Origin of the sequence: Streptomyces odontomachi (assembly GCF_024435355.1) — a bacterium.
Classification (GTDB): domain Bacteria; phylum Actinomycetota; class Actinomycetes; order Streptomycetales; family Streptomycetaceae; genus Streptomyces; species Streptomyces odontomachi.
Map to the genome: position 1 here is coordinate 186,271 of NZ_JAMJWG010000016.1, position 25,353 is coordinate 211,623.

Genomic DNA, 25,353 nt, shown 5'->3' on the forward strand with positions numbered 1-25,353 from the left:
CGATCCGTGCCCGAGGAGCCACCCCCGACCACCGCCACGAGTCTGCGCAGCGTCCTGCGACGTTGCCGCCAGGCGCCCACCGCAGCCGCGAGACAGAGTGCACCGACCGCGGCGCACATCGTTGCCCCCAGCCTGTGGATAACGTCCGCGTTCATCCCTTCTCCCCCTTCCGTACGATCCCCAGCGCCCACCAGAGACCTGCGCCTTCGAGCACACCGCCGATCGCGAGGCAGCCGAGGCCGGCGCCGGTGTGCAGGAGCACGTGCAGGGGGCGGGCGCCCAGCACCGTGCCCAGCAGGAGGCCAAGGACGGGGAGCCAGGCGAGCAGTACGGCGGTGGTACGGGGTCCGGCCAACTGGGCCCGCAGATCGGCGCTTTGCTCACGCTCGGCGCGCAAGGCGCCCTCCAGCCGTTCGAGACCGGCCGCGAGACCGGCGCCGCTGTCCACGGCGACCCGCCAGCAGGCGGCGACCCCCAGCAGGCCTTCGGCACCGGGCTCGCGTGCCGCGCCGGCCAGCGCGGCGGGCACGTCGCCACCGAAGCGGGCCGCGGCCAGCACGGCCGCCTGCGTTGCGGCCAGGGTGTCCGCGGTGCCGGCCACGGCCAGCAACGCCTCACCTGGGTGCCGGCCGGCCCGGACCTCGCCCGCGAGCGCACCGCACAGCCCGATCACCGCGTCGGCCCGCTGCTCCCGTGCCCGCCGGGCCTCGTCCGCCCGCGTCACTCGCCGTGCCACCGGAAGAGCCGCGATGCCGAGCAGCAGCGGCAGCACGGAACCGCCCAGGACGGCCACGATCGTCCCGGCCACCAGGCACCACGTCTCACGGCGGGCCACCAGCCGCAGCAGGCCGGCCCTTGACCGGAACTGCCCGCCCCGGCCCGGCGGAACCCCCGGAAACGAGCCCCGTCCCGCCAGAGTCACCGCTTTTCCGCCCTGATCCCGCGACGAACCGGGCTGTGCCACGGCCCCGGCAAGGAAGAGCCCGCGTGCCCGCCGCACCGTCTGGTCCGCACCGCCCAGCTGCCATCCGGCGACGGCGGCGCAGCACATGGCCACGCCCACGGCGAGCCATGTCACCACCGGCCCCACCGGAACGGACCCGTGTGCCAGGGCCAGGGTCAGGGGCAGTGCCAGGTCGGGGCAGCGGGGCAGGAGCGGTCCGGCCGCCACCAGTGCCGTCATGTCCCGGCACCTCCCAACAGCTCCGAGAGCCGCTGCCACCCGTCCTCGTGAACGAACGCCCCGGCGCTCCAGCGCAGCGCCGGCACGGTGACCACCAGGCCCGACGTGCTCCGCTCCACCACGTGCACCTCGGCGATGCGGCGCCGCCCGGTGCGGTCGCGTACCAGGTGGAGCACCGCCGAGAGGGCAGCCGCCAGCTGGCTGTGCAGCGCGGCGCGGCCCAGCCCTGCCGCTGTGCCCAGGGCCTCCAGGCGTGCGGGGACATCCGCCGCGGTGTTGGCGTGCACGGTGCAGCAACCGCCGTGGCCGGTGTTGAGCGCGGCCAGCAGGTGGACGACCTCGGGGCCGCGCACCTCACCCACCACCAACCGGTCGGGCCGCATGCGCAGGGCCTGGCGCACCAGGTCCTGGAGGGTGATGAGCCCGGCGCCCTCCTGATTGGCGGGCCTCGCCTGGAGGCCCACGACATGGGGGTGGTCGGGTCGCAACTCCGCCGAGTCCTCGGCGAGGACGATCCGCTCCGTGCCGGCCACCAGGCCCAACAGGGCGCTGAGCAGCGTGGTCTTGCCCGATCCGGTGCCGCCGCTGATGAGGAACGACAGCCGGGAGTCGATCAGGGCCCGCAGGATCCGGTCCCCACCGGGCGGGATGGTGCCGGCCGCCACCAGCTCGGCGAGGGTGAACGCCCGGGGGCGCACCGCCCGCAGGGATAAATAGGGCGAGCCGACGGCCACCGGTGGAAGCACCGCATGCAACCGGGTGCCGTCCGGGAGGCGGGCGTCGACCCAGGGGTGGGCGTCGTCCAGCCGGCGTCCGGCCACGGCTGCCAGGCGCTGGGCCAGGCGGCGGACCGCGGCACCGTTCGGAAAGGTGACACCGGTCAGTTCGAGGTCACGGCCCCGGTCCACCCAGACCCGGTCGGGCCCGGACACCAGGACATCCGTCACGGCAGGGTCGGCGAGCAACGCTTCCAGAGGCCCCGCGCCGACCAGCTCCGAGCGCAGGTGCTCCGCGGCGCCCAGCACTTCCGCATGGCCGAGGACCCTGCCCTGCGCGCGGAGGGCTTGGGCGACCCGGGCGGCAGTCGGCTCGTGACCCTGCTCGGCAAGCCACTGGCGCACCCCGTCGAGCAGTCCCCGCTCGGTCCCGGCCCGCCCCGACACCGCGCTCCCAGAGGGGATCTCACCCCTGCGAGCCATCTCACCCCCACGGTGCACCGCCCCTTCAGCGAGGGCCGAACTCAACAGCCCTCCGGCGCCGCCCCCGCTCACCGCTCCCCCTCCGGGTCCCGGGCCTGCGTGGCTCCGGCGGCCGGGCGGTCCCCCGGCAGGCGGTCCCACAGGGCGGTGCAGAAGCGGGCGAGGGGGCCCTTCGGGTCGTGGGCGGGTGGTGTGCCGGTGTCCTGGGCGGAGGGCAGATCGGGGTCCCGGGGCAGCTCGCCGGCGAGCGGGAGCCCGAGCAGGCGTGCCACCTCCTCGGCTGGAAGCCCGCCCGGGCCGCCGTCGGAGCCGCCTGGACCGCATGTCCGCACGATGACCCGCAGATCCCGCAGCACCATGGTCGCCGCGGCGGCGGCCCGCGTGGCGGCGGCGACCGCGCGCAGCTCGGCGGGCACCACGAGGAGCCCGAGGTCCAGTTGGGCCAACGCTTCGGCCGCGCTCTCGTCCACCCGGCGGGGCAGGTCGACGATCACCACGCCACCGCGCCGGCGAGCGGCCGCGAGCACCGTCTGCATGGCCTCCGGCGTCACCACGACCGGGTCGCCGCGGTCCCAGCTGAGCAGGCGCAGGGAGTGCAACTCGGGCAGCGACTCCTCCAGGGCGCCACCGCCTACCCGGCCCCTGGCCGCGGCCAGGTCCGGCCATCGCAGGCCCTGCGCGGACTCGCCGCCCAGCAGGACGTCCAGCCCGCCGCCCAGCGGGTCGGCGTCGACCAGCATGGTGCGCCGTCCGGAGCGGGCAGCGGTGACCGCCAGTCCGCAGGCCAGGGTGGAAGCGCCGGCCCCGCCGCACCCACCGATGACGCCCAGGGTGAAGGCCGGCCGTCCGACGCCCTCCACCACGTCGGCGATGCGGTCCACCAACCATTGTTCGTTGTCCGGCAGCATCAGGACGTGGTCCGCACCGATCTCGACGGCGCGCCGCCAGACGCCGGGGTCGTCCTGGTCGCGGCCGACGAGGATCAGGCCCGTGCGGCGGGCGGCACCGCGCAGTCTGTGGACGGCGTCGTCGCCGACCACCACGAGCGGGGCCTCGCCCCAGGCGGCCCGGCGGTCGGGGAGTCCGTGGTGGACCTCCGGTCTCGCACCGGCGACCGCGCACAGCCGCAGCAGATCGTCCAGCAACTCGATGTCCTCGGTGATGATCAGCGGGACGCACCGAGGTGCTCCGCCCGTCTCCCGCCGCTCCTTCGAGACAGCTCCAACCACGATTTCCAGCCCCCTTCGCCGCGCGACTCGCGATGCCCCCGCGGGCCCTCGAATGCCCCTTCACACGAAGAAACCGCGCAGTGGACGGCTTACATCGCGGCGAAAAGAACCAGCCATTGAACCGGCTCAACCGAACCGCCGCTGAACTTCGCGAGCAGGGCGCGCGGGAATCACGGTGCCGCGAACGCGGAAATCGTGTGGATCTTGATCGAAAACTGTGGACAACCGGGCGGTTGTGAATATCCCCATCACCCATACCAGTGAGATCGGGGAGAGGTCGTGACATCCGCCCCAGGGCAGCCCGAAAATTACGGAGAGTGACGATCTTGGATGGACGCAAGAAGGGGCGTGATCATGGCCACACGGCCTACAGAAGAGGGGGAGGCGGCGGCGAAACCCCTCCGGACATGCGACGACCCCCGCCGGGGGGGAGAGCGGGGGTCGTCTCCACGGCCGACTCGGGGGGGGAGGAGCCGGGCCGGGTTAGCACGGTCGCGAACGATCCGTGACTTCCATGGTGTACCCGAGAGCCTTCTCAGGCAAACCCACGCGCCCCAGCTTACGCCGAATGGCGGGCGCATATGCTCGGGCCCGTGGAAAACCACTCCTTGCCCCGCACTGCAGCCTTCTTTGACCTGGACAAGACGGTCATTGCGAAGTCGAGCACGCTCACCTTCAGCAAGTCGTTCTACCAAGGCGGACTGATCAGCCGCAGGGCCGTACTGCGCACCGCCTATGCGCAGTTCGTCTTCCTGGCGGGCGGCGCCGATCACGAGCAGATGGAGCGCATGCGCACCTACCTGTCCAACCTGTGCCGTGGGTGGAACGTCCAGCAGGTGAAGGAGATCGTCGCAGAGACCCTGCACGATCTCATCGACCCCATCATCTACGACGAAGCGGCCTCCCTCATCGAGGAGCACCATCGAGCGGATCGGGATGTGGTGATCGTCTCCACCTCCGGCAGCGAGGTCGTCGAGCCCATCGGTGAACTGCTCGGCGCGGACCGCGTCGTCGCCACCCGGATGGTCGTGGGCGACGACGGCTGCTTCACCGGGGAGATCGCCTACTACGCCTACGGACCCACCAAGGCGGAGGCCATACGGCAACTCGCCACCTCCGAGGGATACGACCTGTCCCGGTGCTTCGCCTACAGCGACTCGGCCACGGACCTGCCCATGCTGGAGTCGGTCGGCCATCCGTATGCGGTCAACCCGGACCGCGCGCTGCGGCGCGAGGCGGTGCTGCGCGAATGGCCGATCCTCGACTTCCACCGCCCGGTACGGCTGAAGCAGCGGTTGTCGTCCTTCGCGGTTCCGCCGCGGCCGGCGCTCGTCGCCATGGCCGCCGTCGGCGCGGCAGCCGCCACCGCCGGTCTCGTCTGGTACGCGAACCGGCGCCGCGCCTCCGCCACGGCCATCGTCTGAGCCAGCACCCTCAACCCGTCGCCCGATTTACGGTATTTGAATCTAAAAGTAAAGACCTCGCGGGCAGGGGTTTCCTCCCGTGCGCCTCAGGAGTACAAAGGAATGGACGGCCCGCGAGACCAGGAGCATCCGCGAGGATCCTCTGAAGACGCAGATGGCCCACGGACCGATGCATGGTCGTCCGGCACCCACGCGACGTCGACCCGTCGATTACGGGCCAGCCGCACCGGGCAACGGGCAACGTCCCGACCTGATGGGCACCATATCGAGGCGCATGGTAACCGGACGGGCATGCCAGCGGCGGTACGAGTTCTCGTACCGCCGCACTCTTGCGTCACGTCTGCCACGTCCATACGCGCCCATGTGACATCCTCACGCGCCCATGTGACGTCCGCACGCACCCCGTGTCACGTTTGAACGCGCCCGCGTCCCGTAGGACTCACGCAGCGCCGCGTTGCAACGCCTCGCAGACCGCCGTCGACTCCCTCGCACCCAGTTCGACGGCGCGTCCCACGTGCGTGATCCAGGCCGCCATCCCCTCGGAGGTGCCGGAGACATAGCCTGCGAGCGCGGTCCGGTACGCCGCGATCCCCAGTTCGGCGTGGCCCACCTCCACAGGGCAGACCGCCTTGGGATCGAGACCGCTACCCACCAGGGCGATACGCTCCGCGGTCCGCGCCACCAGGCCGTTGTGCGAGGCGAAGGGGCGCAGCGCAAGCAGTTCCCCGTGCACCACGGCAGCCGTCACCAGGGCGGGCGCCGAAGTGCCGGCGACGATCACCCGGGACAGGCCCTCCAGCCGGCCGGACACCTCGTTCGCATCCGGCAACGGCAGGTCGATCAGGGGCTCGTCAGCGGACTCACCCATCCGGCGCGGGCGCCCCACCCGCTCGTCCTGCTCGGCGGCGGCCACCAGGTGCAGCCTGGCCAGCACCCTGAGCGGGGACTGCCGCCAGATGGACAGCAACTGGCCCGCCTCCGCGGTCAGGCGCAGCGCAGCGCCGACGGTGCGCGCCGAGGCGTCGCCTCGGAAGTCGGTCCGCCTGCGCACCTCTTCGAGCGCCCAGTCGGCGCCGGACAGCGCAGCCGACGCACGCGCACCGCGCAGCGCCGCCTCCGAGGTGATCTCCTGGCTGCGGCGGCGCATGACACGGTGCCCGTAGAGGCGATCCACGGCGCCCCGTACGGACGCCACCGAGTCCACCACGCCAGGCAGCTCGGCCAGGGCGGCGAGCGGATCGGTGGACGCTCCTGTCGTACTCATGAGTACGACCCTACGTCCCCACCCGACCGCCTCCCCACAAGCCGCCCTCCCGTCGGCAGGGACACACCCCACGATGGAGTGGTCTCCGGACCCCGGCGAACACACAGGGCAGCGTCATGACTACTCTTGGTGAACATGAAGATCGCTTTCGTGGGAAAGGGCGGCAGCGGCAAGACGACCCTGTCCGCCCTCTTCATCCGCCACCTCGCGGCCGTGGGTGCCCCGGTGGTCGCCGTGGACGCCGACATCAACCAGCACCTGGGTGCCGCTCTCGGACTTTCCGAGGACGCGGCCGCCGCACTGCCCGCCATGGGGGCGAGGCTGCCGCTGATCAAGGAGTACCTCCGCGGCTCCAACCCGCGCATCGTCTCGGCCGACACCATGATCAAGACCACCCCGCCGGGCCGCGGCTCACGCCTGCTGCGGGTGCGCGAGGACAACCCGGTGTACGACGCCTGCGCCCGCCGCGTGGAACTCGACCCCGGCCAGGCGCGCCTGATGGTCACCGGGCCGTTCAACGACTCCGACCTCGGCGTGGCCTGCTACCACTCCAAGACGGGCGCGGTGGAGCTCTGCCTGAACCACCTCGTCGACGGTCGCGACGAATACGTGGTCGTCGACATGACGGCGGGCTCGGACTCGTTCGCCTCCGGCATGTTCACCCGTTTCGACATGACCTTCCTGGTGGCCGAGCCGACCCGCAAGGGCGTGTCCGTCTACCGGCAGTACAAGGAGTACGCGCAGGACTTCGACGTCACCCTCAAGGTGATCGGAAACAAGGTGCAGGGCCCGGACGACCTCGACTTCCTGCGCGCGCAGGTCGGGGACGACCTTCTGGTGACGGTCGGCTCCTCGGACTGGGTGCGCGCCATGGAGAAGGGCCACCCGCCCCGCTTCGACGACCTCGAAGCCGACACCCGCCACGCGCTACGCACCCTGCACCACGCCGTCGACACCGGATACGCCGGGCGCGACTGGGAGCGGTACACCCGCCAGATGGTGCACTTCCACCTGAAGAACGCGCAGAGCTGGGGGAACGCGAAGACGGGCGCCGACCTGTCCGCACAGGTCGACCCGGAGTTCATCCTGCGCGAGACACCGGCGGACACGACGCCGCGCGAAATCATCGACGCACCGGGCGGCGGCATGGCGGCCTGCGCATCCGGCTCGACCTAACCACTGACGGCACGGAGCACCGACGGGACGGGGAGCCGGCACCCACCAAGAGGCGCCGCATCAACCATGGGCGCCACGCCACGGCGAGACGGCACGGCTCTCCGCCCCGACCTCCCCGCAGCCACCTCCACACACCCACCCCACACCGCGGCTTCGCGCCCACGGTCGCCCACGACAGCCCATGACCGCCCACGGCCGCCCTCAGCCGGACTCGACCGGACTCAGCCGGACTCGGCCGCCCTCAGCCGGACTGAGGCACGACGCAGAAGAGAAACAGGAGGGCAGAGATACGCCCCAATTAATATGACAATCTAATCAATCACACTAACCACTCATGCGGGTGGATCACCACCCCATTCGCCCTATTTATCCAGACGCCTTCTTTACCTTGCATTACGGTTCATTTACCGGCAGTTGAGCAAGTCCGGGGGCGTCCGCAGGCCGTGCATCGGCGGCTGCGTTCAGGCCGTTCCACCGAACCGTCCATGACCGCCGTTGCCTCAGGAGACGTCACGCCATGCCGTCCTGCACCCCTTCCCGCGCCGAAGAAGCCACGCTCGTGGAGCTCACGGCGCCCGCCCGCGAACCGCACGGCCGGTCGGCACGGGCCCGTCGGTTCCGGGTCGCCGGGGCAGATGTGTCCGCCTCGATCACGGTCTTCCTGATCGCCCTGCCGTTGTCCCTGGGCATCGCGCTGGCCACCGGAGCACCGCTTCAGGCAGGACTCGTGGCGGCCGCGGTGGGCGGTCTGGTCGCCGGGTGGCTCGGCGGCTCCCCCCTCCAGGTGAGCGGCCCCGCGGCCGGGCTCACCCTGGTCACCGCCGAGCTCATCGATCGTTTCGGATGGCGCACCACCTGCGCGATCACGGCCCTCGCGGGGCTTGCCCAGATCGGCCTCGGCTGTCTGCGGGTGGCACGCTCGGCGCTCGCCGTGAGCCCGGCGATCGTGCACGGCATGCTGGCCGGCATCGGCCTGACCCTCGCTCTCGCCCAGCTCCACATCGTCCTCGGCGGCACGCCGCAGAGCTCCGTGGCCGCCAACCTGCGTGCTCTGCCGGAGCAGTTGAGCCACCTCCACCCGGCCGCGTTCTCCATGAGCCTGCTGACGTTGGCGCTCCTGCTGAGCTGGCCACGGCTGCCGAGCCGGGTGCCGAAAACCGGCGATGCCCCACGCACCGGCCTGCCCCGCCTCACGCCCCTCGCGCGCACCGTGGCCAAGCTCCCTCCGGCGCTGGTGGCCGTCGCCGGCGCCACCACCGTCGCCTCCCTGGCCGGGCTCCGGCTGCCCCGTGTGGAGCTGCCGTCCTGGCGCGCCCACGTCCTGGCCGGCCTTCCGGACGGGCCACCTTCCGGCATCGTCACCGCCGTGCTCACCGTCACGCTGGTGTGCAGCGTGCAGTCGCTGCTCGGCGCGCTCGCCGTGGACAGGTTGATCGCCGAGCGCGGCGGTGTGCAGGACCGGACGGGCCGTTCCGATCTCGACCGCGAGCTCCTGGGCCAGGGCGCGGCCAACATCGTCTCCGGCGTACTCGGCGGACTGCCCGTCGCCGGGGTCGCGGTGCGCAGCTTGGCTGGGGGTCCCCCCTCCGGGGGAGCGACCGCGGGCGCGGTCGGTCGGAATTCCAGCGTGCTGCACGGGGCGTGGCTGGCGGCAGCCGCCCTGCTGCTGGTCCCGGTCCTGGAACTGATTCCGCTCGCCTCGCTGGCCGCGCTGGTGATGGCCGTCGGCATCCGGATGGCCTCGCTGCACCAGGTGCGCACGGTCACCCGGCACCGCGAGATGCCGGTCTACGCGATGACCACGCTGGCCGTGGCCTTCCTGGGCGTGTTGCACGGGGTGGCGTCGGGCATCGCGACGGCGATCGTGCTGGCGCTGTTCCGGTTGACGCGCCTGCGGATCGACCACGAGGAAGGCCCCGACGGCATCCACTGCCTCCGGGTCAGCGGGCAGTTGACCTTCCTCGCCGTGCCGCGGCTCAGCCGCGCGCTGCACCGGCTGCCTGCGGACGCGCATGCCGTGGTCGAGTTGGACGGGACGTTCATGGATCACGCGGCCTTCGAGTCGCTGCGGGACTGGCGGTCGACCCGGCTGGCCCACGGTGGCACGGTCGAGTTCGCCGGCCCCGCGGGCAGACACATCGCGGAGCCGGAACGCGCCTCCCACTCCCCCTGCCACCTGTGGACCCCCTGGCGCAATCACCACCTGTGCGCCGTCGGACCGGTCGCCGAGCCGGGCGGGTCGGCGGCGCAGCAGGCCGTGCCCTTTCCCGGTGCTCGGCCGGTGCACCAACTGGCCAGTGGTATCGGCGCCTTCCAGCGGCACACCGCGCCCCTGGTCCGCCGGGAGCTCGCCCGGCTCGCCCGTGAAGGACAGCGGCCCGCACAGCTCTTCCTGACCTGCGCCGACTCGCGGCTGGTCACCTCGATGATCACGTCCAGCGGCCCGGGCGACCTCTTCGTGGTGCGGAACATCGGCAACCTCGTCCCGCTCCCGGGCAAGCAGAGCGGGGACGACTCCGTGGCGGCCGCGATCGAGTACGCGGTGGACGTGTTGCAGGTGCGCTCCATCACCGTGTGCGGCCACTCGGGTTGCGGCGCGATGCAGGCCCTGATGGCGGGCGCCCCCAAGAGCGAACGGCAGGCAGGCACCCCCAAGGACGAACGGCAGGGCGGCACCTCGTCCGCCACGTCGACCGTCCGCCCCGGGCCCACCACGAGGACCCCCCTCCAGCGCTGGCTGCGGCACGGCGCGCCGGCCCTGAAGGCGATGCGGTCCGCCGAACCACCGCTGGTGGCACTCGCCGGGCGCCCACCGGCCGACGAGATCGAGCAGTTGTGCCTGACCAACGTCATCCAGCAGCTGTGGCACCTGCGGGCCCACCCGTCCGTGGCGCACGGTCTCACCGCCGGCACCCTCGACCTGCACGGCATGTACTTCCACGTCGCCGAGGCCCAGGCGTACCTGCTCGCCGACGACGGCGTCCGCTTCGATCAGGTCGCCCCGGCGCCGCTGGTCCCCCGGTCCGCGTGCCCGCTTCCATAAGCGCACGGCAGGCGGCCTACGCTGGCCTGGACGCCACCGTTCCGCCCTGTGCACCTCCCGAGCGGAAAAAGGTCTAAACCAATTCTTCCGTCGGCCCTTGTCACCGGGGGCGCCGTCTGGTGAGCTGTGGCGTGGGACACAACCGACCCTTGGGAAAGGCAGATGTCGTGAGCAACGAAAGCCTGGCCAATCTGCTCCGCGAAGAGCGCAGGTTCGCGCCCCCCGCCGACCTGGCCGCGCACGCCAACGTCACCGCGGAGGCGTACGAACGGGCCAAGGCTGACCGGCTCGGTTTCTGGGCCGAGCAGGCCCGTCGACTGACCTGGGCGACCGAGCCGACCGAGACCCTGGACTGGTCGAACCCCCCGTTCGCCAAATGGTTCAAGGACGGCAAGCTCAACGTCGCGTACAACTGCGTCGACCGGCACGTCGAGGCGGGCAACGGCGACCGGGTGGCGCTGCACTTCGAGGGTGAGCCCGGTGACACCCGGACGATCACCTACGCACAGCTGAAGGACGACGTCTCCCGCGCCGCCAACGCCCTGACCGAGCTGGGCGTGCACGCGGGCGACCGGGTGATGATCTATCTGCCGATGATCCCCGAGGCCGTGGTGGCCATGCTGGCGTGCGCCAGGATCGGCGCCGCCCACTCGGTCGTCTTCGGCGGGTTCTCCGCCGACGCCATCACGGCCCGCATCAAGGACGCCACCGCCAAGCTCGTCATCACCGCCGACGGCGGCTACCGCCGGGGCAAGGCGACCGCGCTCAAGCCCGCCGTGGACGACGCCGTGGGCCGTACGGACACCGTCGAGAAGGTGCTGGTCGTCCGCCGCACCGGTGGTGACGTGGTGTGGAACGACGACCGCGACCTCTGGTGGCACGACGTCGTCGAGGGGCAGTCCACCGAGCACACCCCGGAGGCGTTCGACGCCGAGCACCCGCTCTACATCCTCTACACCTCCGGCACCACCGGTAGGCCGAAGGGCATCCTGCACACCTCCGGCGGCTACCTCACCCAGGTGTCGTACACGCACCACGCCGTCTTCGACCTCAAGCCGGAGACGGACATCTACTGGTGCACCGCTGACATCGGCTGGGTGACCGGCCACTCCTACCTCGTCTACGGCCCGCTCTCCAACGGCGCCACCCAGGTGATGTACGAGGGCACCCCTGACACCCCGCACCAGGGCCGCTTCTGGGAGATCGTGCAGAAGTACAAGGTCACGATCCTGTACGCGGCGCCCACCGCGATCCGCACGTTCATGAAGTGGGGCGACGACATCCCCGCCAAGTTCGACCTGAGCAGCCTGCGGGTGCTCGGGTCGGTGGGCGAGCCGATCAACCCCGAGGCCTGGATGTGGTACCGCAAGCACATCGGACACGAGCGCTGCCCGATCGTGGACACCTGGTGGCAGACCGAGACCGGCGCGATCATGATCTCGCCGCTGCCCGGCGTCACGGAGACCAAGCCGGGCTCGGCGCAGCGCGCGCTGCCCGGCATCTCGGCCACCGTCGTCGACGACCAGGCCGAAGAGGTGCCGAACGGCGGCGGCGGTTACCTGGTGCTGACCGAGCCGTGGCCGTCCATGCTGCGCACCATCTGGGGCGACGACCAGCGTTTCCTGGACACCTACTGGTCGCGTTTCGAGAACCGGTACTTCGCCGGTGACGGCGCCAAGAAGGACGACGACGGCGACGTGTGGCTGCTCGGCCGCGTCGACGACGTGATGCTGGTCTCCGGCCACAACATCTCCACCACCGAGGTGGAGTCCGCGCTCGTCTCGCACCCCTCGGTCGCCGAGGCCGCGGTGGTCGGCGCGACGGACGAGACGACCGGTCAGGCCATCGTGGCCTTCGTGATACTGCGCGGCACCGTCAGCGAGGACGACAGCCTCCTCGGCGAGCTGCGCAACCACGTGGGCAGCACCCTGGGCCCGATCGCCAAGCCCAAGCGGATCCTGGCGGTGGCCGAGCTGCCGAAGACCCGCTCCGGCAAGATCATGCGCCGGCTGCTGCGCAACGTCGCGGAGAACAAGGAACTCGGCGACGTCACCACGCTGACGGACTCCTCGGTGATGGACCTGATCCAGAAGAAGCTGCCGTCGGCACCCAGCGAGGACTGAGGCCACTCCGCCCCGGGCTGCGCAGCCCGGGGCGTGCAGTGCCGGCTGCGGGACCCCGTCGGGGAGGGTGCGCCTGATCGTGCGCCCGCACCGGCGGGGTTTTCGCTGTCCTCACCCCGGCGGGGGATTCGGTTGTCCCCGCCCCTTCCCGATGCCTCCGACGTGGCACGGATCAACGCACGGGGACCCACGACCCACAGGGAACCCGCGCGGGACCGCCCGCTGACGGGATCACGTCCCACGCATCTGGAGGTGCCCTCGTGGCCGTGCCCGAGAGCCGTCGCAAGGCATTCGGACGTCTGCCGCTGCCCGAACGGCGGTTCCTGGCGGACGCCCTGCGCGCCGAGACGGTCGGCGGCATCCTCCTCCTGGTGGCCTCGGTCGCCGCACTGGTCTGGGCGAACACCCCGCTGAAGGGGGGTTACGAGACGGTCCGGCACGCGCATGTCGGGCCATCGGCGCTCGGTCTGCACCTCAGCCTCCAGCACTGGGCCGCCGACGGGCTGCTGGCCGTCTTCTTCTTCGTGGCCGGCATCGAGCTGAAGCGCGAACTGGTGACGGGTGAGCTGCGTGACCCGCGAACGGCCGTGCTGCCGGTCGCCGCCGCCTTCTGCGGCATGCTGGCGCCCGCCCTCGTCTACGTACTGGTGAACGCCGTGGGCGGCGGATCACTGGCCGGCTGGGCGGTGCCCACCGCCACCGACATCGCCTTCGCGCTGGCCGTCCTCGCCGTGACCGGCACCGCCCTGCCGTCCGCGCTGCGGGCCTTCCTGCTGACGCTCGCCGTCGTCGACGACTTCTTCGCCATCCTGATCATCGCCGTCTTCTTCAGCGGCACCATCGACTTCGTGGCACTCGGCGGCGCCGTGGTCGGACTGGGCGTCTTCTGGCTGTTGCAGTGGCGCTGGAACGTGCACGGCTGGTACGTGTACGTGCCGCTCGCCCTGGTGATCTGGGCGTTGACGGTGAACAGCGGCATCCATCCGACCATCGCCGGCGTCGCCATGGGCCTGACCCTGCGCTGCCACCCTGTCGAGGGCGAGGAGCGTTCCCCCGGCGAGCACATCGAGCATCTCGTCCGCCCGCTCTCCGCCGGGCTGGCGGTGCCGCTGTTCGCGCTGTTCAGCGCGGGCGTCGCGGTCTCCGGGCAGGTGCTGTCCGAGGTGTTCCGCGCGCCGGAGACGCTGGGTGTGCTGCTCGGTCTGGTGGCCGGGAAGACCCTCGGGGTGTTCGGCGGCACCTGGCTGACGGCGCGTTTCACCCGCGCCCAGCTCAGCGAGGAGCTGGCCTGGCCGGACCTCTTCGCGGTCGCGGTGCTCGCCGGCATCGGCTTCACCGTGTCGCTGCTCATCGGCGAACTGGCGTTCACCACGGACCCGGTCCAGACGGACGAGGTCAAGGCCTCGGTCCTGGCCGGCTCCATCATCGCCGCGGTCGCCGCCGCCCTGCTGCTGAGGATCCGGAACGCCACCTACCGGCGGCTCCTGGAGGACGAGGAGCGCGACGCGGCCAACGGTGGCGCGACCAGCGGGCCCTGACGGCGTCACGGCACTCCTGACGGCGCCACGGCCCTCCTGACCGGTCTCAGGCCCCGGACGGAGTCCAGAGGTGGGTGTGGGGCAGCGTGGGCGGGCGTGAGACCGGTGAGGCATGCGCGGGGCGCGCGCCGGTGCAGCCCTACGTGGCGAAGACGTGCCGAAGCGACGGGCGGGCGCACCGTGGACACGACCGTCCGGCATGATCTGGGGCCAACGGGTACGAGACGTTGCAAGCCCACGGCTGCAACGGCTCCACCTGCCTCCGACGGGGGCCGACCGGCCGTGCCACACCGCACGGAAGCCGTACGCCGGTGCCGTGGGTCACCACGCCACCGGACACGACGCGGTACGACGGTGCCGTGCGACAACGCGGTACGACGGTGCCGTACGACACCGCGCCGTGCGGCGAGAAGAGAACGAAAGCGGGAGAGGGAGTACGCGATGAGCGCATCCGCAGCCGACGAGCCCGTCGGGGCCGAACGCAGCTTCGGCACACTGGTGGCGTCGGCGACCAGCGAGATGTCCGCGCTGGTGCACGACGAGATCGCGCTGGCCAAGGCCCAGCTGCGGCGGGACGTCAAGCGCGGCGCCATGAGCGGCGGTGCGTTCCTGGCAGCCGGCGTGCTGCTGACCTTTTCCCTGCCGATGCTGAGCTTCGCCCTCGCCTACGGCATCCAGCTCTGGAGCGGTTGGCATCTGTCGGTCTGCTTCCTGCTGTCGTTCGCGGCCAGCGTGCTGCTGGCCGCGATCCTCGCGCTGATCGGGCTGGTGTTCGCCAAGAAGGCGAAGAAGAGCGGCGGCACCCGGAAGGCCGTCGCTTCGGCGAAGGAGAGCGCCTCGGTCCTACACAACGTCAAGCCGCATCCCCGCCAGGTCCTCCCTGCGCAGGACGCCTCGGACTCCGGCCGCGACACCGGTGTACCTGTGGCACGCTCGACCTCATGACCGACCCTGCTACATCCTCGGCGCAGCCGGCCTCCGCAGTTCGGATCGAGGGCCCCTGGAGCCATCGCGACGTGGCCGCCAACGGCGCGCGCTTCCACATCGCGGAGCTGGGCGATGGGCCGCTGGTCCTGTTGCTGCACGGCTTCCCGCAGTTCTGGTGGACCTGGCGACACCAGCTGGTGGCGCTCGCGGAGGCCGGTTTCCGCGCGGTCGCCATGGACCTGCGGGGCGTGGGCGGCAGCGACCGCACGCCCCGGGGGTACGACCCGGCCAACCTCGCCCTCGACATCACCGGCGTCGTACGGTCCCTGGGCGAACCGGACGCCGCACTGGTCGGCCATGACCTGGGCGGTTATCTGGCGTGGACGGCGGCCGTGATGCGGCCGAAGCTGGTGCGCCGGCTGGCGGTGGCGTCCATGCCGCACCCCCGGCGCTGGCGCTCGGCGATGCTGTCCGACGTCAAGCAGACCTCGGCGAGCGCGCACATCTGGGGCTTCCAGCGCCCCTGGGTGCCCGAGCGGCAGTTGGTCGCTGACGAGGGCGCCTTGGTGGAGCGGCTGATCCGGGACTGGTCGGGCCCGCGGCTGCCGGACGAGAGCGCACTGGCCGCGTACCGTCGCGCGATGTGCATCCCGTCGACGGCGCACTGCTCGGTCGAGCCCTACCGGTGGCTGGTGCGGTCCCTGGCACGGCCGGACGGGATCCAGTTCAACCGCCGTATGAAGCGGCCGGTGCGGGTGCCGACGCTGCACCTGCACGGGTCGCTGGATCCGGTGATGCGGACACGCAGCGCGGCCGGCTCCGGTGAGTACGTGGAGGCCCCGTACCGCTGGCGGCTCTTCGACGGCCTCGGCCACTTCCCGCACGAGGAGGACCCGCTCGCCTTCTCGGCAGAGCTGGTCAACTGGCTGCGGGATCCTGAGCCCGACCGCTGAGTCGGACGGTTGCGTGGGGTCGCTGGGTCGGGGCTTCGGGGACGGCTCCACGCCCCCGCGCTGCGCCGGTCACAGCCACTTTCCAGCCAGAGTGCTCATTGCCCCTCGCATAGGCCGATTGGCGCTACGAGACGCGGTTACCGACCTTGCGACGGGGGCAGAGGTCAGGGTATGGGCTGGACGCACGACTACAGTGACGTATCGGGCAAGCGCCGCTCGGCCACTCCGCTGAATTCGCTTCGCGGCAGTGGCTCCTACCAGGTAGAGCAGGCATCTGAGGAAGTCATGGGGATCCCCCTCATCTTGCGGCGCAGGGCCCGCTGGGTCTCCGCGCGGCTACGCCATCCCCGCACCTGACGGCATCGACCGCCAGATTCGGTACCCCGCCGTGACGGCCGTTCCGGCCGGCGTGTGGATCACGTTCACTCGGACGTAGCAGCGCTTGGTTCCGGCCATTCGCGCTACGACGCGTCATGGGTCGCGCACGGCTGGTCATGGAGTGCTGCGACTCACGCGGCCGCAGGCGGGTGTCGTTGCAGAGCGCGACACGGGTGTCCATGCAGTGCGCGGCGCAGGTGTCCATGCCGCACGCAGCACATCGCGCGTCACATCGCGCACCCTTCGCTGTCGACCTGCTGGTTCGCGGTGCGTCCGGTGGTGATGTCGCTGCGGATCTCGTCCGCGGTGAGCGCGTAGCCGGTGTCCGGGTCGTCGAGGGACTTGGCGAACACGACCCCGTAGACCTTGCCGTCCGGGGTGAGCAGCGGGCCGCCGGAGTTGCCCTGGCGCACGGTCGCGTACAGCGAGTAGACGTCACGGCGCACGGTGCCGCGGTGGTAGATGTCCGGGCCGTTGGCGGTGATCCGGCCGCGTACCCGCGCCGGGCGCACGTCGTACGCGCCGTTCTCCGGGAACCCCGCGACGATCGCCCCGCTACCGCTGCCGGCGTCCGTCGAGGCGAACTGGAGCGCCGGTGCCTTCAGGTCCGGCACGTCGAGGACGGCGATGTCGCGCTCCCAGTCGTAGAGCACCACCGTGGCGTCGAGCAGGCGCCCCTGGCCGCCTATCTGGACGGTGGGCTCGTCGACGCCGCCGACGACATGCGCGTTGGTCATGACGCGGCGGTTGTCGAAGACGAAACCGGAGCCCTCGAGGACCTTGCCGCAGCCCTGCGCGGTGCCGACGACCTTCACGATGGAGCGCTGGGCCTTGGCGGCCACGGGGCTGCTGCCGAGCGCCGGGTCGGGCGGCCGTACCGGGTGGATGGGCTCGTTCGAGAACGGGCTGAAGACCTGCGGGAACCCGTTCTGCGCGAGGACGGCGGAGAAGTCGGCGAACCAGGTGTTGGCCTGGTCGGGCAGCGTCCGGGAGACGCCGAGCAGCACCTTGGAGGTACGGACCTCCTTGCCGAGGGTCGGCAGGGTGGTGCCGGCGAGCGCGGAGCCGACCAGCCAGGCGACCAGCAGCATGGCGACGACGTTGACCAGCGCGCCGCCGGTCGCGTCGAGGGCGCGCGCCGGCGACCAGGTGATGTACCGGCGCAGTTTGTTGCCCAGGTGGGTGGTGGCGGCCTGACCGACGGAGGCGCAGACGATCACGATGACGACGGCGACCACGGCCACGGAGGTGCTCACCGTGGCCTTGTTGGTGACGTAATCCCAGATCACGGGCAGCAGGTAGACCGCGACGAGCCCGCCGCCGAGGAACCCGATCACGGACAGGATGCCGACGATGAAGCCCTGCCGGTAGCCGACCCATGCGAACCAGACGGCGCCGGCGAGCAGCAGGTAGTCCAGTACGTTCACCGTTCGTAGCCTCGCCTTGTCTCAGCGCGGGCGGCGCCGCCGGCCCTGCGTCTTTCCTCGTCGCTCACTGTCCGTCGCTCACTGTCCGCGTGGTCCGTCGCTCACTGTCCGCTTGGTCTGCGCTCGCTCATCAAGGTCTCAGTGCGCCGTCTGCACGCCCCGTCGCGCGCTGTCCGCGCCGCGTTCCAGGCACACATACCGCGCCCATCACCACCCGAACGCGCCAACTCACGGATGGTGATTCTGATGCGTTGTCCGACGGCCTACCTTGTCATGCGTGCCAGTCGAGCGGGACCTGCCGTGTGACGTCCCAGGGGCGCTCCCAGCCGGCGTAGTGCAGGATCCTGTCGATCACTCCGGCCGTGAAACCCCAGACCAGCGCGGATTCGACCATAAACGCCGGGCCTTTGTAACCGCTGGGATGAATGGCCGTCGCGCGGTTCTCGGGGTCCGTGAGATCCGCCACGGGTGCGGTGAAGACCCGGGCGGTCTCGGCCGGGTCCACCACGGCGACCGGGCTCGGCTCGCGCCACCACCCCAGTACGGGTGTGACGACGAAACCACTCACCGGGATGTAGAGCTTCGGCAGCACACCGAACACCTGTACGCCACCCGGATCGAGGCCGGTCTCCTCCTGCGCCTCGCGCAACGCGGCACGCAGTGGTCCCGCTCCGGCGGGGTCGCCGTCCTGCGGATCGAGCGCGCCACCGGGGAACGAGGGCTGGCCTGCGTGCGACCGCAGCGATCCCGCTCGCTCCATGAGCAGCAGCTCGGGCCCGCGCTCGCCCTCGCCGAAAAGGACCAGCACGGCCGACTGACGCCCCCCGCCGTCCTCGGGCGGCAGGAAACGGCTCAGCTTGGCCGCGTCCACGGTCTCGAGAGCGCCCAGCACCGGATCGAGCCAGTCAGGCAGTCCGTCGGTACGGACGTCGACGGTGGCGGGGAGGGGCGCCGGCCCCGACGAGGGGGCCGGCGCGGATGTGGGCGCAGGGCGCTTTACGGCGTCGGCCTGCGCCGCTTCGTGGCACCTTGTCATCCGCGGCGCCCCGTCACGCCGCGCCCAGGGGCGGCGCGGCGATGCCGCCCGCCTCCAGGTAGGCGGCGGGCGGCTTGAGGCGCTGGCCCGGCATGCCGCCCTTCTCGTACTTGAGCAGCTTCTTCGCCTTCTCCGGGTCCGTCTCGCCCTCGCCGTAGGCGGGGCACAGCGGCGCGATGGGGCAGCCGCCGCAGGCCGGCTTGCGGGAGTGGCAGATGCGCCGGCCGTGGAAGATCACGTGGTGCGAGAGCATCGTCCAGTCGCTCTTGGGGAAGAGCGCGCCGACCGCGGCCTCGACCTTGTCCGGGTCGGTCTCGTCCGTCCACTTCCAGCGCCGCACCAGCCTCCCGAAGTGGGTGTCCACCGTGATCCCGGGGACCCCGAAGGCATTGCCGAGCACCACGAACGCGGTCTTGCGGCCCACACCGGGGAGCTTGACCAGTTCCTCGAGGGTGCCCGGGACCTCGCCTCCGAAGTCGTCCCGCAGGGCAATGGCGATCCCTATGATCGACTTCGTCTTGGCGCGGAAGAACCCGGTCGGCCTGATCAGCTCCTCGACCCGCTCCGGATCGGCCGCGGCCAGGTCCTCGGGCGTCGGATACGCGGCGAACAGGCCGGGTGTCGTCTGGTTCACCCGCAGGTCGGTGGTCTGGGCGGAGAGCACCGTGGCGAGCAGCAGCTGGAACGGGTTCTCGAAGTCGAGCTCGGGGTGGGCGTAGGGGTACACCTCGGCGAGCTCGCGGTCGATCCGCCGGGCGCGCCGGACCAGCGCGGTGTGGCTCTCGGGCCGCGCCGGCGTCTTGGCGGTCTTCGCCGCCGTCGCCTTGCCGGCCTTGGGCGCCGCCTCGGCCTTTGCGGTCTTCGCGGGGGCCTCGGCCTGCGCGGTCTTCTTGGCCTTCGCCGCTGCGGTCTTCTTCGCGGGCGCCGCCTTCTTCGCGGGCACCGAGGCCTCCTTCGCCGCCTTTGTTGCTTTTGTCGCCTTTACCGGCGTTGCCTTCGCCGCCTTCGCCGCCTTCGTCGTCCGTGCGGTACGTGCCGCCTTACGGGCTGTAGATGCCGCTTCCGCAGCCTCCCCGGACCCTTCCGGGGTGGCCGAGTGCTCCGATCCCACCGAACTCACCGCTGCCTCTGCCTCCGCTTCCGTGCCACTTCCGCCCGTGGCGCCGGATGTGCCGTGCTTGTCGTTTCGCCGGCCCCGGTCGGAGCCTGTTCGCCCACAGCGGAATTCTGGCGCTCATCCACCGGTCCGGGTCCCTCGGCCCGCGCTCCCACCGGCTCTTTGGACACCCGGCCAGCCTAAAGCCAGCCGCCGACATCCGCCCCGGACCTCGTGGATCAGCCCCCAATTGGCCCCCTCCCTCACGGTAGGGCGCGTCGGTACGGCAGACTTGTGACTGATCACACTGTTTGGACCGTCCAGCACAATGGGGAGCAGGAACACCTGGAGCCAGCTCCTGGATCCCAGGTCCCTGGACCCATATCCCTGGATTCCGCCCGGTGCAGGCCGACAAGGAGAGAACTCGTGGACGACGTTCTGCGGCGCGCCCCGCTCTTCGCCGCGCTCGATGACGAGCAGGCCGCGGAGCTGCGCGCTTCCATGAGCGAGACGACCCTCGCACGCGGTGACGCGCTCTTCCACGAGGGCGACCCCGGTGACCGCCTGTACGTGGTCACAGAGGGCAAGGTCAAGCTCCATCGCACGTCCCCCGACGGCCGGGAGAACATGCTGGCCGTCCTGGGCCCCGGTGAGCTGATCGGCGAGCTCTCCCTGTTCGACCCGGGCCCGCGCACGGCCACGGCCACCGCGCTCACCGAGGTCAAGCTCCTCGGCCTGGGCCACGGCGACCTCCAGCCCTGGCTGAACGCCCGCCCGGAGGTCGCCTCCGCCCTGCTGCGCGCCGTCGCCCGGCGCCTGCGCAAGACCAACGACCAGATGTCCGACCTGGTCTTCTCGGACGTTCCCGGCCGTGTCGCCCGTGCGCTCCTCGACCTGTCGCGCCGCTTCGGCGTGCAGTCGGAGGAGGGCATCCACGTGGTGCACGACCTCACCCAGGAAGAGCTGGCCCAGCTGGTCGGCGCCTCCCGCGAGACGGTCAACAAGGCCCTGGCGGACTTCGCCGGGCGCGGCTGGCTCCGGTTGGAGGCCCGCGCCGTGATCCTGCTGGACGTGGAGCGGCTGGCGAAGCGTTCCCGCTGAGGGAGCCCCCACCTACCTGCCGGGCCCGCCCCCGGCCCTCGAGCGCCGTCACGGGCCTCACGAGATCAGCCCGTGCTCCCCGAGGTAGTTCAGTTGTGCCCGGACGGAAAGCTCCGCAGCCGGCCACAGGGAGCGGTCCACGTCCGCGTACACATGGGCTACCACGTCCGTGACCGTACGGTGGCCCGCCTCGACGGCGCTCTCGACCTGGGCGAGCCGCGAGGCGCGATGCGCCAGGTAGAACTCGATGGCGCCCTGGGCGTCCTCCAGGACCGGGCCGTGACCCGGCAGCACCGTGTCGACACCGTCGTCGACCGTCAGGGAACGCAGTCTGCGCAACGAGTCCAGATAGTCGCCGAGCCGTCCGTCCGGATGCGCCACCATCGTGGTGCCGCGGCCGAGGATGGTGTCCCCGGTCAGTACGGCACGGTCGGCCGGCAGCAGGAAGCAGAGCGAGTCTGCGGTGTGACCGGGGGTCGGTACGACGATCATCTCCAGGCCGCCGACGCGGATGACGTCGCCTGCCGCCAGGCCCTCGTCGCCCAGCCGCAGGGCCGGATCCAAGGCGCGCACCTTTGTGCCCGTCAGCTCGGCAAACCTCGCAGCGCCCGCCGCGTGATCGGGATGGCCGTGCGTCAGCAGGGTGAGCGCGACGCGCCGCCCCGTCTCCTCGGCGGTACGTATCACCTGACGCAGATGCCCTTCGTCCAGCGGCCCCGGGTCGATCACCACGGCGAGTTCGGAGTCCGGCTCCGAGACGAGCCAGGTGTTGGTGCCGTCGAGGGTCATCGCGGAGGCGTTGGGCGCCAGCACATTGACGGCCCTGGCGGTGGCGGGCCCGGAGACGACCGCGTCACGCGGCTGACCTGGGAGGGCGTCTGCGGCGGTCATTCGGGGTCCTTCCCGGTGGTGTCCTTCGAGCCCGGGGCCGGGGCGCCCTTGGGCTCCGCCCGGCGCGAGGCGTCCGCTGGTGCCTCGCCGCCCGGCGCACCCACCGGCGTTTCGGCCCGGACACGTCTGGTGAACTCCTCGTATCCGGGCCAGATGAGCTCCACCTCGCCGTGCACCAGCCGGGCCTGGGCCATCACGGCGGTCAGGTCACGGTCGTCGGCGGCGGCCAGGATCTCCGCGACGTTCCCGTATGCGCTCAGTTCGCGCAGGGTGGCGATGGTCGGCGGCAGCATCATCAGCTCGCGCGCGTCGTAGCGTGCTGCGGCCTCCGCCGGGCTGATCCAGACGGTGCGGTCTGCCTCACCGGACGTCTTCGCGGTGCGTTGGCCCGCGGGGAGGGCTGCCGCGAAGAACCATGTGTCGTAGCGGCGTGACTCGAACTCCGGCGTGATCCAGCGGGCCCAGGCACCCAGCAGGTCGGAGCGCAACACCAGTCCGCGGCGTGCCAGGAACTCCGCGAACGACAGCTCGTGCGCGACCAGCTCCGCCCGGTCGGCCTCCCAGTCGGCGCTGGTGATGTCCGAGACCAGGGCGTCCGGCGCGGGCCCGGCGAGGAGCACGCCCGACTCCTCGAACGTCTCGCGCACCGCGGCGCAGACGATGGCCTGCGCGGCGGCCTCGTCGACTCCGAGCCGGTCCGCCCACTTTGCCCGCGACGGGCCGGCCCAGCCGACCAGCACATCATCGTCCCGCGGGTCGACGCCGCCGCCCGGGTAGGCGTAGGCACCGGCCGCGAACGGCATGGACGTACGACGGCGCAGCATATGGACGGCGGGCCCGGAAGGTGACACGAAACCGGCCGGCGCACCCGGGTCCGGACCGCTCTGGCGGTCGGACTCCCGGCCGTCCGGCGCACCGGGCTCCCGACCACCCTGCACATCCAGCTCAGGACCAGTCCGCGCACCGGTCTCCGGTGTGTCCCGCAGCAGCATGACCGTGGCGGCGCGCCGCGCAGGGACGACCTCCAGCTCGCCACTCGCCAGCGCACGGATACGGTCGGGCCACTCCGGGGGGTACCACTGACCAGATGCCATGGTCGGAGGCTAACCCGCACCCGGCCTCTCGTTCGAGCCCTCCGGCGTCCCGGTCGAACCCCTGCCGAGCGCGTCCGAGCCCCTTGGGGCTTCCCGCGGCCCTCCGTCCGCCCGGCTACTCTGTGCTGCCCGGCTACCCGGCTGCCGGTCGGAACGAATCAGCCGAGCCCGCCCGGGGCGGACTGGCCCAGGGGCCGACTGGCCCGGGGCGGGCTGCCCGAGCCGCCCACCCGAAGAGGACCCGTCGCTCAGTCCTCCGCCAGCTCCACCTGGATCTCCACTTCCACCGGAGCGTCCAGCGGGAGTACGGCGACCCCGACCGCGCTGCGTGCGTGCACGCCCTTGTCGCCGAGGGCGGCGCCGAGGAGTTCGCTCGCGCCGTTGATGACGGCGGGCTGGCCCGTGAAGTCGGGTGCGGAGGCCACGAAGCCGACGACCTTCACCACCCGGACGATCCGGTCGAGGTCACCCGCGATGGTCTTGACCGCCGCCAACGCGTTCAGTGCACAGGTGCCGGCGAGTTCCTTGGCTTCCTCGGGGGCGACCTCCGCGCCCACCTTGCCGGTGACCGGCAGCTTGCCCGCCACCATGGGAAGCTGACCCGACGTGTAGACATACGCCCCGGAACGGACGGCGGGCTGGTACGCGGCCAGCGGCGGCACGACGTCGGGCAGCGCGAAACCCAGCTCGGCCAGCTTGGCCTCCACGACACCGCTCATGCCCACCGCTTCCCTGCTCGTCGTGCGACCGGGCCCTGGACGGGGCCGCTCACGCCTGCTTCTCCCGCTTCAGATAGGCCACCAGCTGCTCCGGATTGGGCCCGGGCACGACCTGGACGAGCTCCCAGCCGTCCTCGCCCCAGGTGTCCAGGATCTGCTTCGTGGCGTGGACGAGCAGAGGGACCGTTGCATATTCCCACTTGGTCATGGGCCGACTGTAGCCGCTGGGAACCGCGCAGCGTGGCCGCGTCCGTATCCATGCGAGCACCGTACTCGCGACCCGCCACCCGCCCTCCGAGTTATCCACAGGCCCGGGTTGTTCCGCGGGGTTATCCACAGGATTGGGAGACCTCGTGCGTGCGTTGCCGTCGCACTGGTTAGTCTCGAATACGTGAGCAGGCTCCAAGTCGTCAGCGGCAAGGGCGGTACCGGCAAGACCACGGTCGCCGCGGCCCTCGCGCTGGCCCTTGCCACCGAGGGACGGCGCACCCTACTCGTGGAGGTGGAAGGCAGACAGGGCATCGCGCAGCTCTTCGAGACGGAGGCGCTGCCGTACGAGGAGCGGAAGATCGCCGTGGCCCCGGGTGGCGGTGAGGTGTACGCCCTCGCCATCGACCCGGAGTTGGCCCTGCTGGACTACCTCCAGATGTTCTACAAGCTCGGCAGCGCGGGCCGAGCGCTGAAGAAGCTCGGCGCGATCGACTTCGCGACCACGGTCGCACCGGGCCTGCGGGACGTGCTGCTCACCGGCAAGGCATGCGAGGCCGTGCGCCGCAAGGACAAGCGCGGCCGCTTCGCATACGACTACGTGATCATGGACGCCCCACCCACAGGCCGCGTCACCCGCTTTCTGAACGTGAACGACGAGGTGGCAGGCCTCGCGCGGATCGGCCCGATACACAATCAGGCGCAGGCCGTGATGCGCGTGCTGAAGTCGTCCGAGACGGCGGTGCACATGGTGACGCTGCTGGAGGAGATGCCCGTTCAGGAGACCGCCGACGGGATAGGCGAGCTGCGCGCCGCGCGCCTGCCCACCGGCCGCGTCATCGTGAACATGGTGCGTCCCGCCCTGCTGGAGGAGGCGTCCCTCGCCCTGGTCAGGGACGGCGCTCCGGCGCGTACCGCACTCGCCAGGTCGCTCTCCGCCGCGGGCCTCGGTGGCGCCCGTCGGGGTGGTGGCGCCGAGCGTCTGGTCAGCCCGCTGCTCGGGCAGGCCGCCGAGTACGCGGAGCGCCATGCCCTGGAGTGCGACCAGCGCGCCGTCCTCGCCGGCCTCGGTCTGCCGCTGCACGAACTACCGCTGCTGGCGGAGGGCATGGACCTGGCGGGCCTCTTCCAGCTGGCGGCGCTGCTGCGGGAGCAGGGGTTCGCATGAGGCCGGCGCATCCCGTCCCGGGGGCTCGGGCCCGTCCGGCCCGCAGGAAGTACCGGAAGAGCAGGCCGGACAGCCCGGCCATGTCAGACAACCGAGTGAGGTCAGGGGGGCCGGGCGGGTTCATGGCAGGTGATCGCGTACGAGGCCGGACGGTGTTCGGTCCAGGGCAGGTGAGGT

At 71.4% G+C, this 25,353-nt stretch carries 20 protein-coding genes and 1 pseudogene; 10 read left to right on the forward strand and 11 right to left on the reverse strand.

Annotated elements, in window-relative coordinates; all coding sequences use genetic code 11:
• Window positions 1-151: 151 nt before the first annotated feature.
• The 3 genes from NQO67_RS29290 to ssd form a co-directional block, all read right to left on the reverse strand.
• On the reverse strand, window positions 152-1,183 hold the full coding sequence (locus NQO67_RS29290) for a type II secretion system F family protein (RefSeq protein WP_255953308.1): 1,032 nt from the start codon (window positions 1,181-1,183) through the stop codon (window positions 152-154).
• Window positions 1,180-2,382: a TadA family conjugal transfer-associated ATPase gene (locus NQO67_RS29295; RefSeq protein WP_255953309.1), complete on the reverse strand. Its 1,203-nt coding sequence runs from the start codon at window positions 2,380-2,382 to the stop codon at window positions 1,180-1,182. The genes NQO67_RS29290 and NQO67_RS29295 overlap by 4 nt, the downstream gene beginning before the upstream one ends.
• Before the next feature lie 68 nt (window positions 2,383-2,450).
• A complete protein-coding gene (gene ssd, locus NQO67_RS29300) occupies window positions 2,451-3,611 on the reverse strand; it encodes a septum site-determining protein Ssd (protein WP_255953310.1) in 1,161 nt (386 codons plus the stop codon).
• A gap of 581 nt (window positions 3,612-4,192) precedes the next feature.
• Here ssd and NQO67_RS29305 point away from each other — a divergent pair.
• Window positions 4,193-5,035: an HAD family hydrolase gene (locus NQO67_RS29305; RefSeq protein ID WP_255953311.1), complete on the forward strand. Its 843-nt coding sequence runs from the start codon at window positions 4,193-4,195 to the stop codon at window positions 5,033-5,035.
• 439 nt (window positions 5,036-5,474) lie between these two features.
• Here the strand turns inward: NQO67_RS29305 and NQO67_RS29310 are convergent, their stop codons facing one another.
• The gene (locus NQO67_RS29310; protein ID WP_255953312.1) at window positions 5,475-6,299 is read right to left on the reverse strand and encodes a Fic family protein; all 825 of its coding nucleotides are present in this window, start codon (window positions 6,297-6,299) and stop codon (window positions 5,475-5,477) included.
• 135 nt (window positions 6,300-6,434) lie between these two features.
• Here NQO67_RS29310 and NQO67_RS29315 point away from each other — a divergent pair, with 135 nt between their 5' ends.
• From NQO67_RS29315 to NQO67_RS44645, 7 genes and pseudogenes are all read left to right on the forward strand, one after another.
• Entirely contained in the window at window positions 6,435-7,475 is a 1,041-nt protein-coding gene (locus tag NQO67_RS29315) for an ATP-binding protein (protein ID WP_255953313.1), read from the forward strand.
• A 517-nt stretch (window positions 7,476-7,992) separates the two neighbouring features.
• Window positions 7,993-10,518, forward strand: a complete 2,526-nt coding sequence (locus NQO67_RS29320; RefSeq protein ID WP_255953314.1) for a SulP family inorganic anion transporter — start codon at window positions 7,993-7,995, stop codon at window positions 10,516-10,518.
• A 126-nt stretch (window positions 10,519-10,644) separates the two neighbouring features.
• A pseudogene (gene acs, locus NQO67_RS29325) lies at window positions 10,645-12,641 on the forward strand (acetate--CoA ligase).
• Window positions 12,642-12,907: 266 nt separating this feature from the next.
• A complete protein-coding gene (nhaA, locus tag NQO67_RS29330; protein WP_374119187.1) occupies window positions 12,908-14,179 on the forward strand; it encodes a Na+/H+ antiporter NhaA in 1,272 nt (423 codons plus the stop codon).
• Between the two features lie 441 nt (window positions 14,180-14,620).
• Complete coding sequence (locus tag NQO67_RS29335) at window positions 14,621-15,124, forward strand: phage holin family protein (protein WP_255953317.1); 504 nt, start codon at window positions 14,621-14,623, stop codon at window positions 15,122-15,124.
• The gene (locus NQO67_RS29340; protein ID WP_255953318.1) at window positions 15,121-16,059 is read left to right on the forward strand and encodes an alpha/beta fold hydrolase; all 939 of its coding nucleotides are present in this window, start codon (window positions 15,121-15,123) and stop codon (window positions 16,057-16,059) included. Before NQO67_RS29335 ends, NQO67_RS29340 begins: the two co-directional genes overlap by 4 nt.
• Window positions 16,060-16,230: 171 nt before the next feature.
• Window positions 16,231-16,416: a hypothetical protein gene (locus tag NQO67_RS44645; protein WP_255953319.1), complete on the forward strand. Its 186-nt coding sequence runs from the start codon at window positions 16,231-16,233 to the stop codon at window positions 16,414-16,416.
• 248 nt (window positions 16,417-16,664) lie between these two features.
• On the opposite strand, the gene NQO67_RS29350 is transcribed toward NQO67_RS44645, so the two are convergent.
• The 3 genes from NQO67_RS29350 to nth form a co-directional block, all read right to left on the reverse strand.
• The gene (locus tag NQO67_RS29350; RefSeq protein WP_255953320.1) at window positions 16,665-17,864 is read right to left on the reverse strand and encodes a MarP family serine protease; all 1,200 of its coding nucleotides are present in this window, start codon (window positions 17,862-17,864) and stop codon (window positions 16,665-16,667) included.
• Window positions 17,865-18,135: 271 nt separating this feature from the next.
• Window positions 18,136-18,900 (reverse strand): NUDIX hydrolase, encoded by a 765-nt coding sequence (locus NQO67_RS29355; protein WP_255953321.1) that lies wholly within the window; start codon window positions 18,898-18,900, stop codon window positions 18,136-18,138.
• 13 nt (window positions 18,901-18,913) lie between these two features.
• Window positions 18,914-20,011, reverse strand: coding sequence for an endonuclease III (gene nth / locus NQO67_RS29360; protein WP_374119188.1), 1,098 nt, complete (start codon window positions 20,009-20,011; stop codon window positions 18,914-18,916).
• 411 nt (window positions 20,012-20,422) lie between these two features.
• Here nth and NQO67_RS29365 point away from each other — a divergent pair, with 411 nt between their 5' ends.
• Window positions 20,423-21,097, forward strand: a complete 675-nt coding sequence (locus NQO67_RS29365; protein ID WP_255953323.1) for a Crp/Fnr family transcriptional regulator — start codon at window positions 20,423-20,425, stop codon at window positions 21,095-21,097.
• 57 nt (window positions 21,098-21,154) lie between these two features.
• Here the strand turns inward: NQO67_RS29365 and NQO67_RS29370 are convergent, their stop codons facing one another.
• The 4 genes from NQO67_RS29370 to sp36 all read right to left on the reverse strand — a co-directional run bounded on the left by NQO67_RS29370 (window position 21,155) and on the right by sp36 (window position 24,009).
• Complete coding sequence (locus NQO67_RS29370) at window positions 21,155-21,988, reverse strand: MBL fold metallo-hydrolase (RefSeq protein WP_255953324.1); 834 nt, start codon at window positions 21,986-21,988, stop codon at window positions 21,155-21,157.
• Window positions 21,985-23,082, reverse strand: a complete 1,098-nt coding sequence (locus NQO67_RS29375) for an NUDIX hydrolase (RefSeq protein WP_255953325.1) — start codon at window positions 23,080-23,082, stop codon at window positions 21,985-21,987. Before NQO67_RS29375 ends, NQO67_RS29370 begins: the two co-directional genes overlap by 4 nt.
• Window positions 23,083-23,330: 248 nt before the next feature.
• Complete coding sequence (locus tag NQO67_RS29380) at window positions 23,331-23,801, reverse strand: RidA family protein (RefSeq protein ID WP_255953326.1); 471 nt, start codon at window positions 23,799-23,801, stop codon at window positions 23,331-23,333.
• A gap of 49 nt (window positions 23,802-23,850) precedes the next feature.
• Window positions 23,851-24,009, reverse strand: coding sequence for a Sp36 family protein (gene sp36 / locus NQO67_RS29385; protein ID WP_009189813.1), 159 nt, complete (start codon window positions 24,007-24,009; stop codon window positions 23,851-23,853).
• 183 nt (window positions 24,010-24,192) lie between these two features.
• On the opposite strand from sp36, the gene bagA reads away from it, so the two are divergent.
• Window positions 24,193-25,176, forward strand: a complete 984-nt coding sequence (gene bagA / locus NQO67_RS29390; RefSeq protein ID WP_255953327.1) for an ATPase BagA — start codon at window positions 24,193-24,195, stop codon at window positions 25,174-25,176.
• Window positions 25,177-25,353: the final 177 nt, after the last annotated feature.

What these genes read in the sequence shown, in the direction of transcription:
- NQO67_RS29340 (WP_255953318.1), top strand. Translation starts at nt 15,121, where the DNA reads ATGACCGACCCTGCTACATCCTCGGCGCAGCCGGCCTCCGCAGTTCGG.
- NQO67_RS29335 (WP_255953317.1), top strand. Translation starts at nt 14,621, where the DNA reads ATGAGCGCATCCGCAGCCGACGAGCCCGTCGGGGCCGAACGCAGCTTC.
- NQO67_RS29375 (WP_255953325.1), bottom strand. Translation starts at nt 23,082, where the DNA reads ATGGCATCTGGTCAGTGGTACCCCCCGGAGTGGCCCGACCGTATCCGT.
- NQO67_RS29310 (WP_255953312.1), bottom strand. Translation starts at nt 6,299, where the DNA reads ATGAGTACGACAGGAGCGTCCACCGATCCGCTCGCCGCCCTGGCCGAG.
- NQO67_RS29295 (WP_255953309.1), bottom strand. Translation starts at nt 2,382, where the DNA reads ATGGCTCGCAGGGGTGAGATCCCCTCTGGGAGCGCGGTGTCGGGGCGG.
- sp36 (WP_009189813.1), bottom strand. Translation starts at nt 24,009, where the DNA reads ATGACCAAGTGGGAATATGCAACGGTCCCTCTGCTCGTCCACGCCACG.
- NQO67_RS29290 (WP_255953308.1), bottom strand. Translation starts at nt 1,183, where the DNA reads ATGACGGCACTGGTGGCGGCCGGACCGCTCCTGCCCCGCTGCCCCGAC.
- NQO67_RS29305 (WP_255953311.1), top strand. Translation starts at nt 4,193, where the DNA reads ATGCTCGGGCCCGTGGAAAACCACTCCTTGCCCCGCACTGCAGCCTTC.
- NQO67_RS29355 (WP_255953321.1), bottom strand. Translation starts at nt 18,900, where the DNA reads ATGACAAGGTGCCACGAAGCGGCGCAGGCCGACGCCGTAAAGCGCCCT.
- NQO67_RS44645 (WP_255953319.1), top strand. Translation starts at nt 16,231, where the DNA reads ATGGGCTGGACGCACGACTACAGTGACGTATCGGGCAAGCGCCGCTCG.
- NQO67_RS29380 (WP_255953326.1), bottom strand. Translation starts at nt 23,801, where the DNA reads ATGAGCGGTGTCGTGGAGGCCAAGCTGGCCGAGCTGGGTTTCGCGCTG.
- NQO67_RS29315 (WP_255953313.1), top strand. Translation starts at nt 6,435, where the DNA reads ATGAAGATCGCTTTCGTGGGAAAGGGCGGCAGCGGCAAGACGACCCTG.
- NQO67_RS29370 (WP_255953324.1), bottom strand. Translation starts at nt 21,988, where the DNA reads ATGACCGCCGCAGACGCCCTCCCAGGTCAGCCGCGTGACGCGGTCGTC.
- NQO67_RS29320 (WP_255953314.1), top strand. Translation starts at nt 7,993, where the DNA reads ATGCCGTCCTGCACCCCTTCCCGCGCCGAAGAAGCCACGCTCGTGGAG.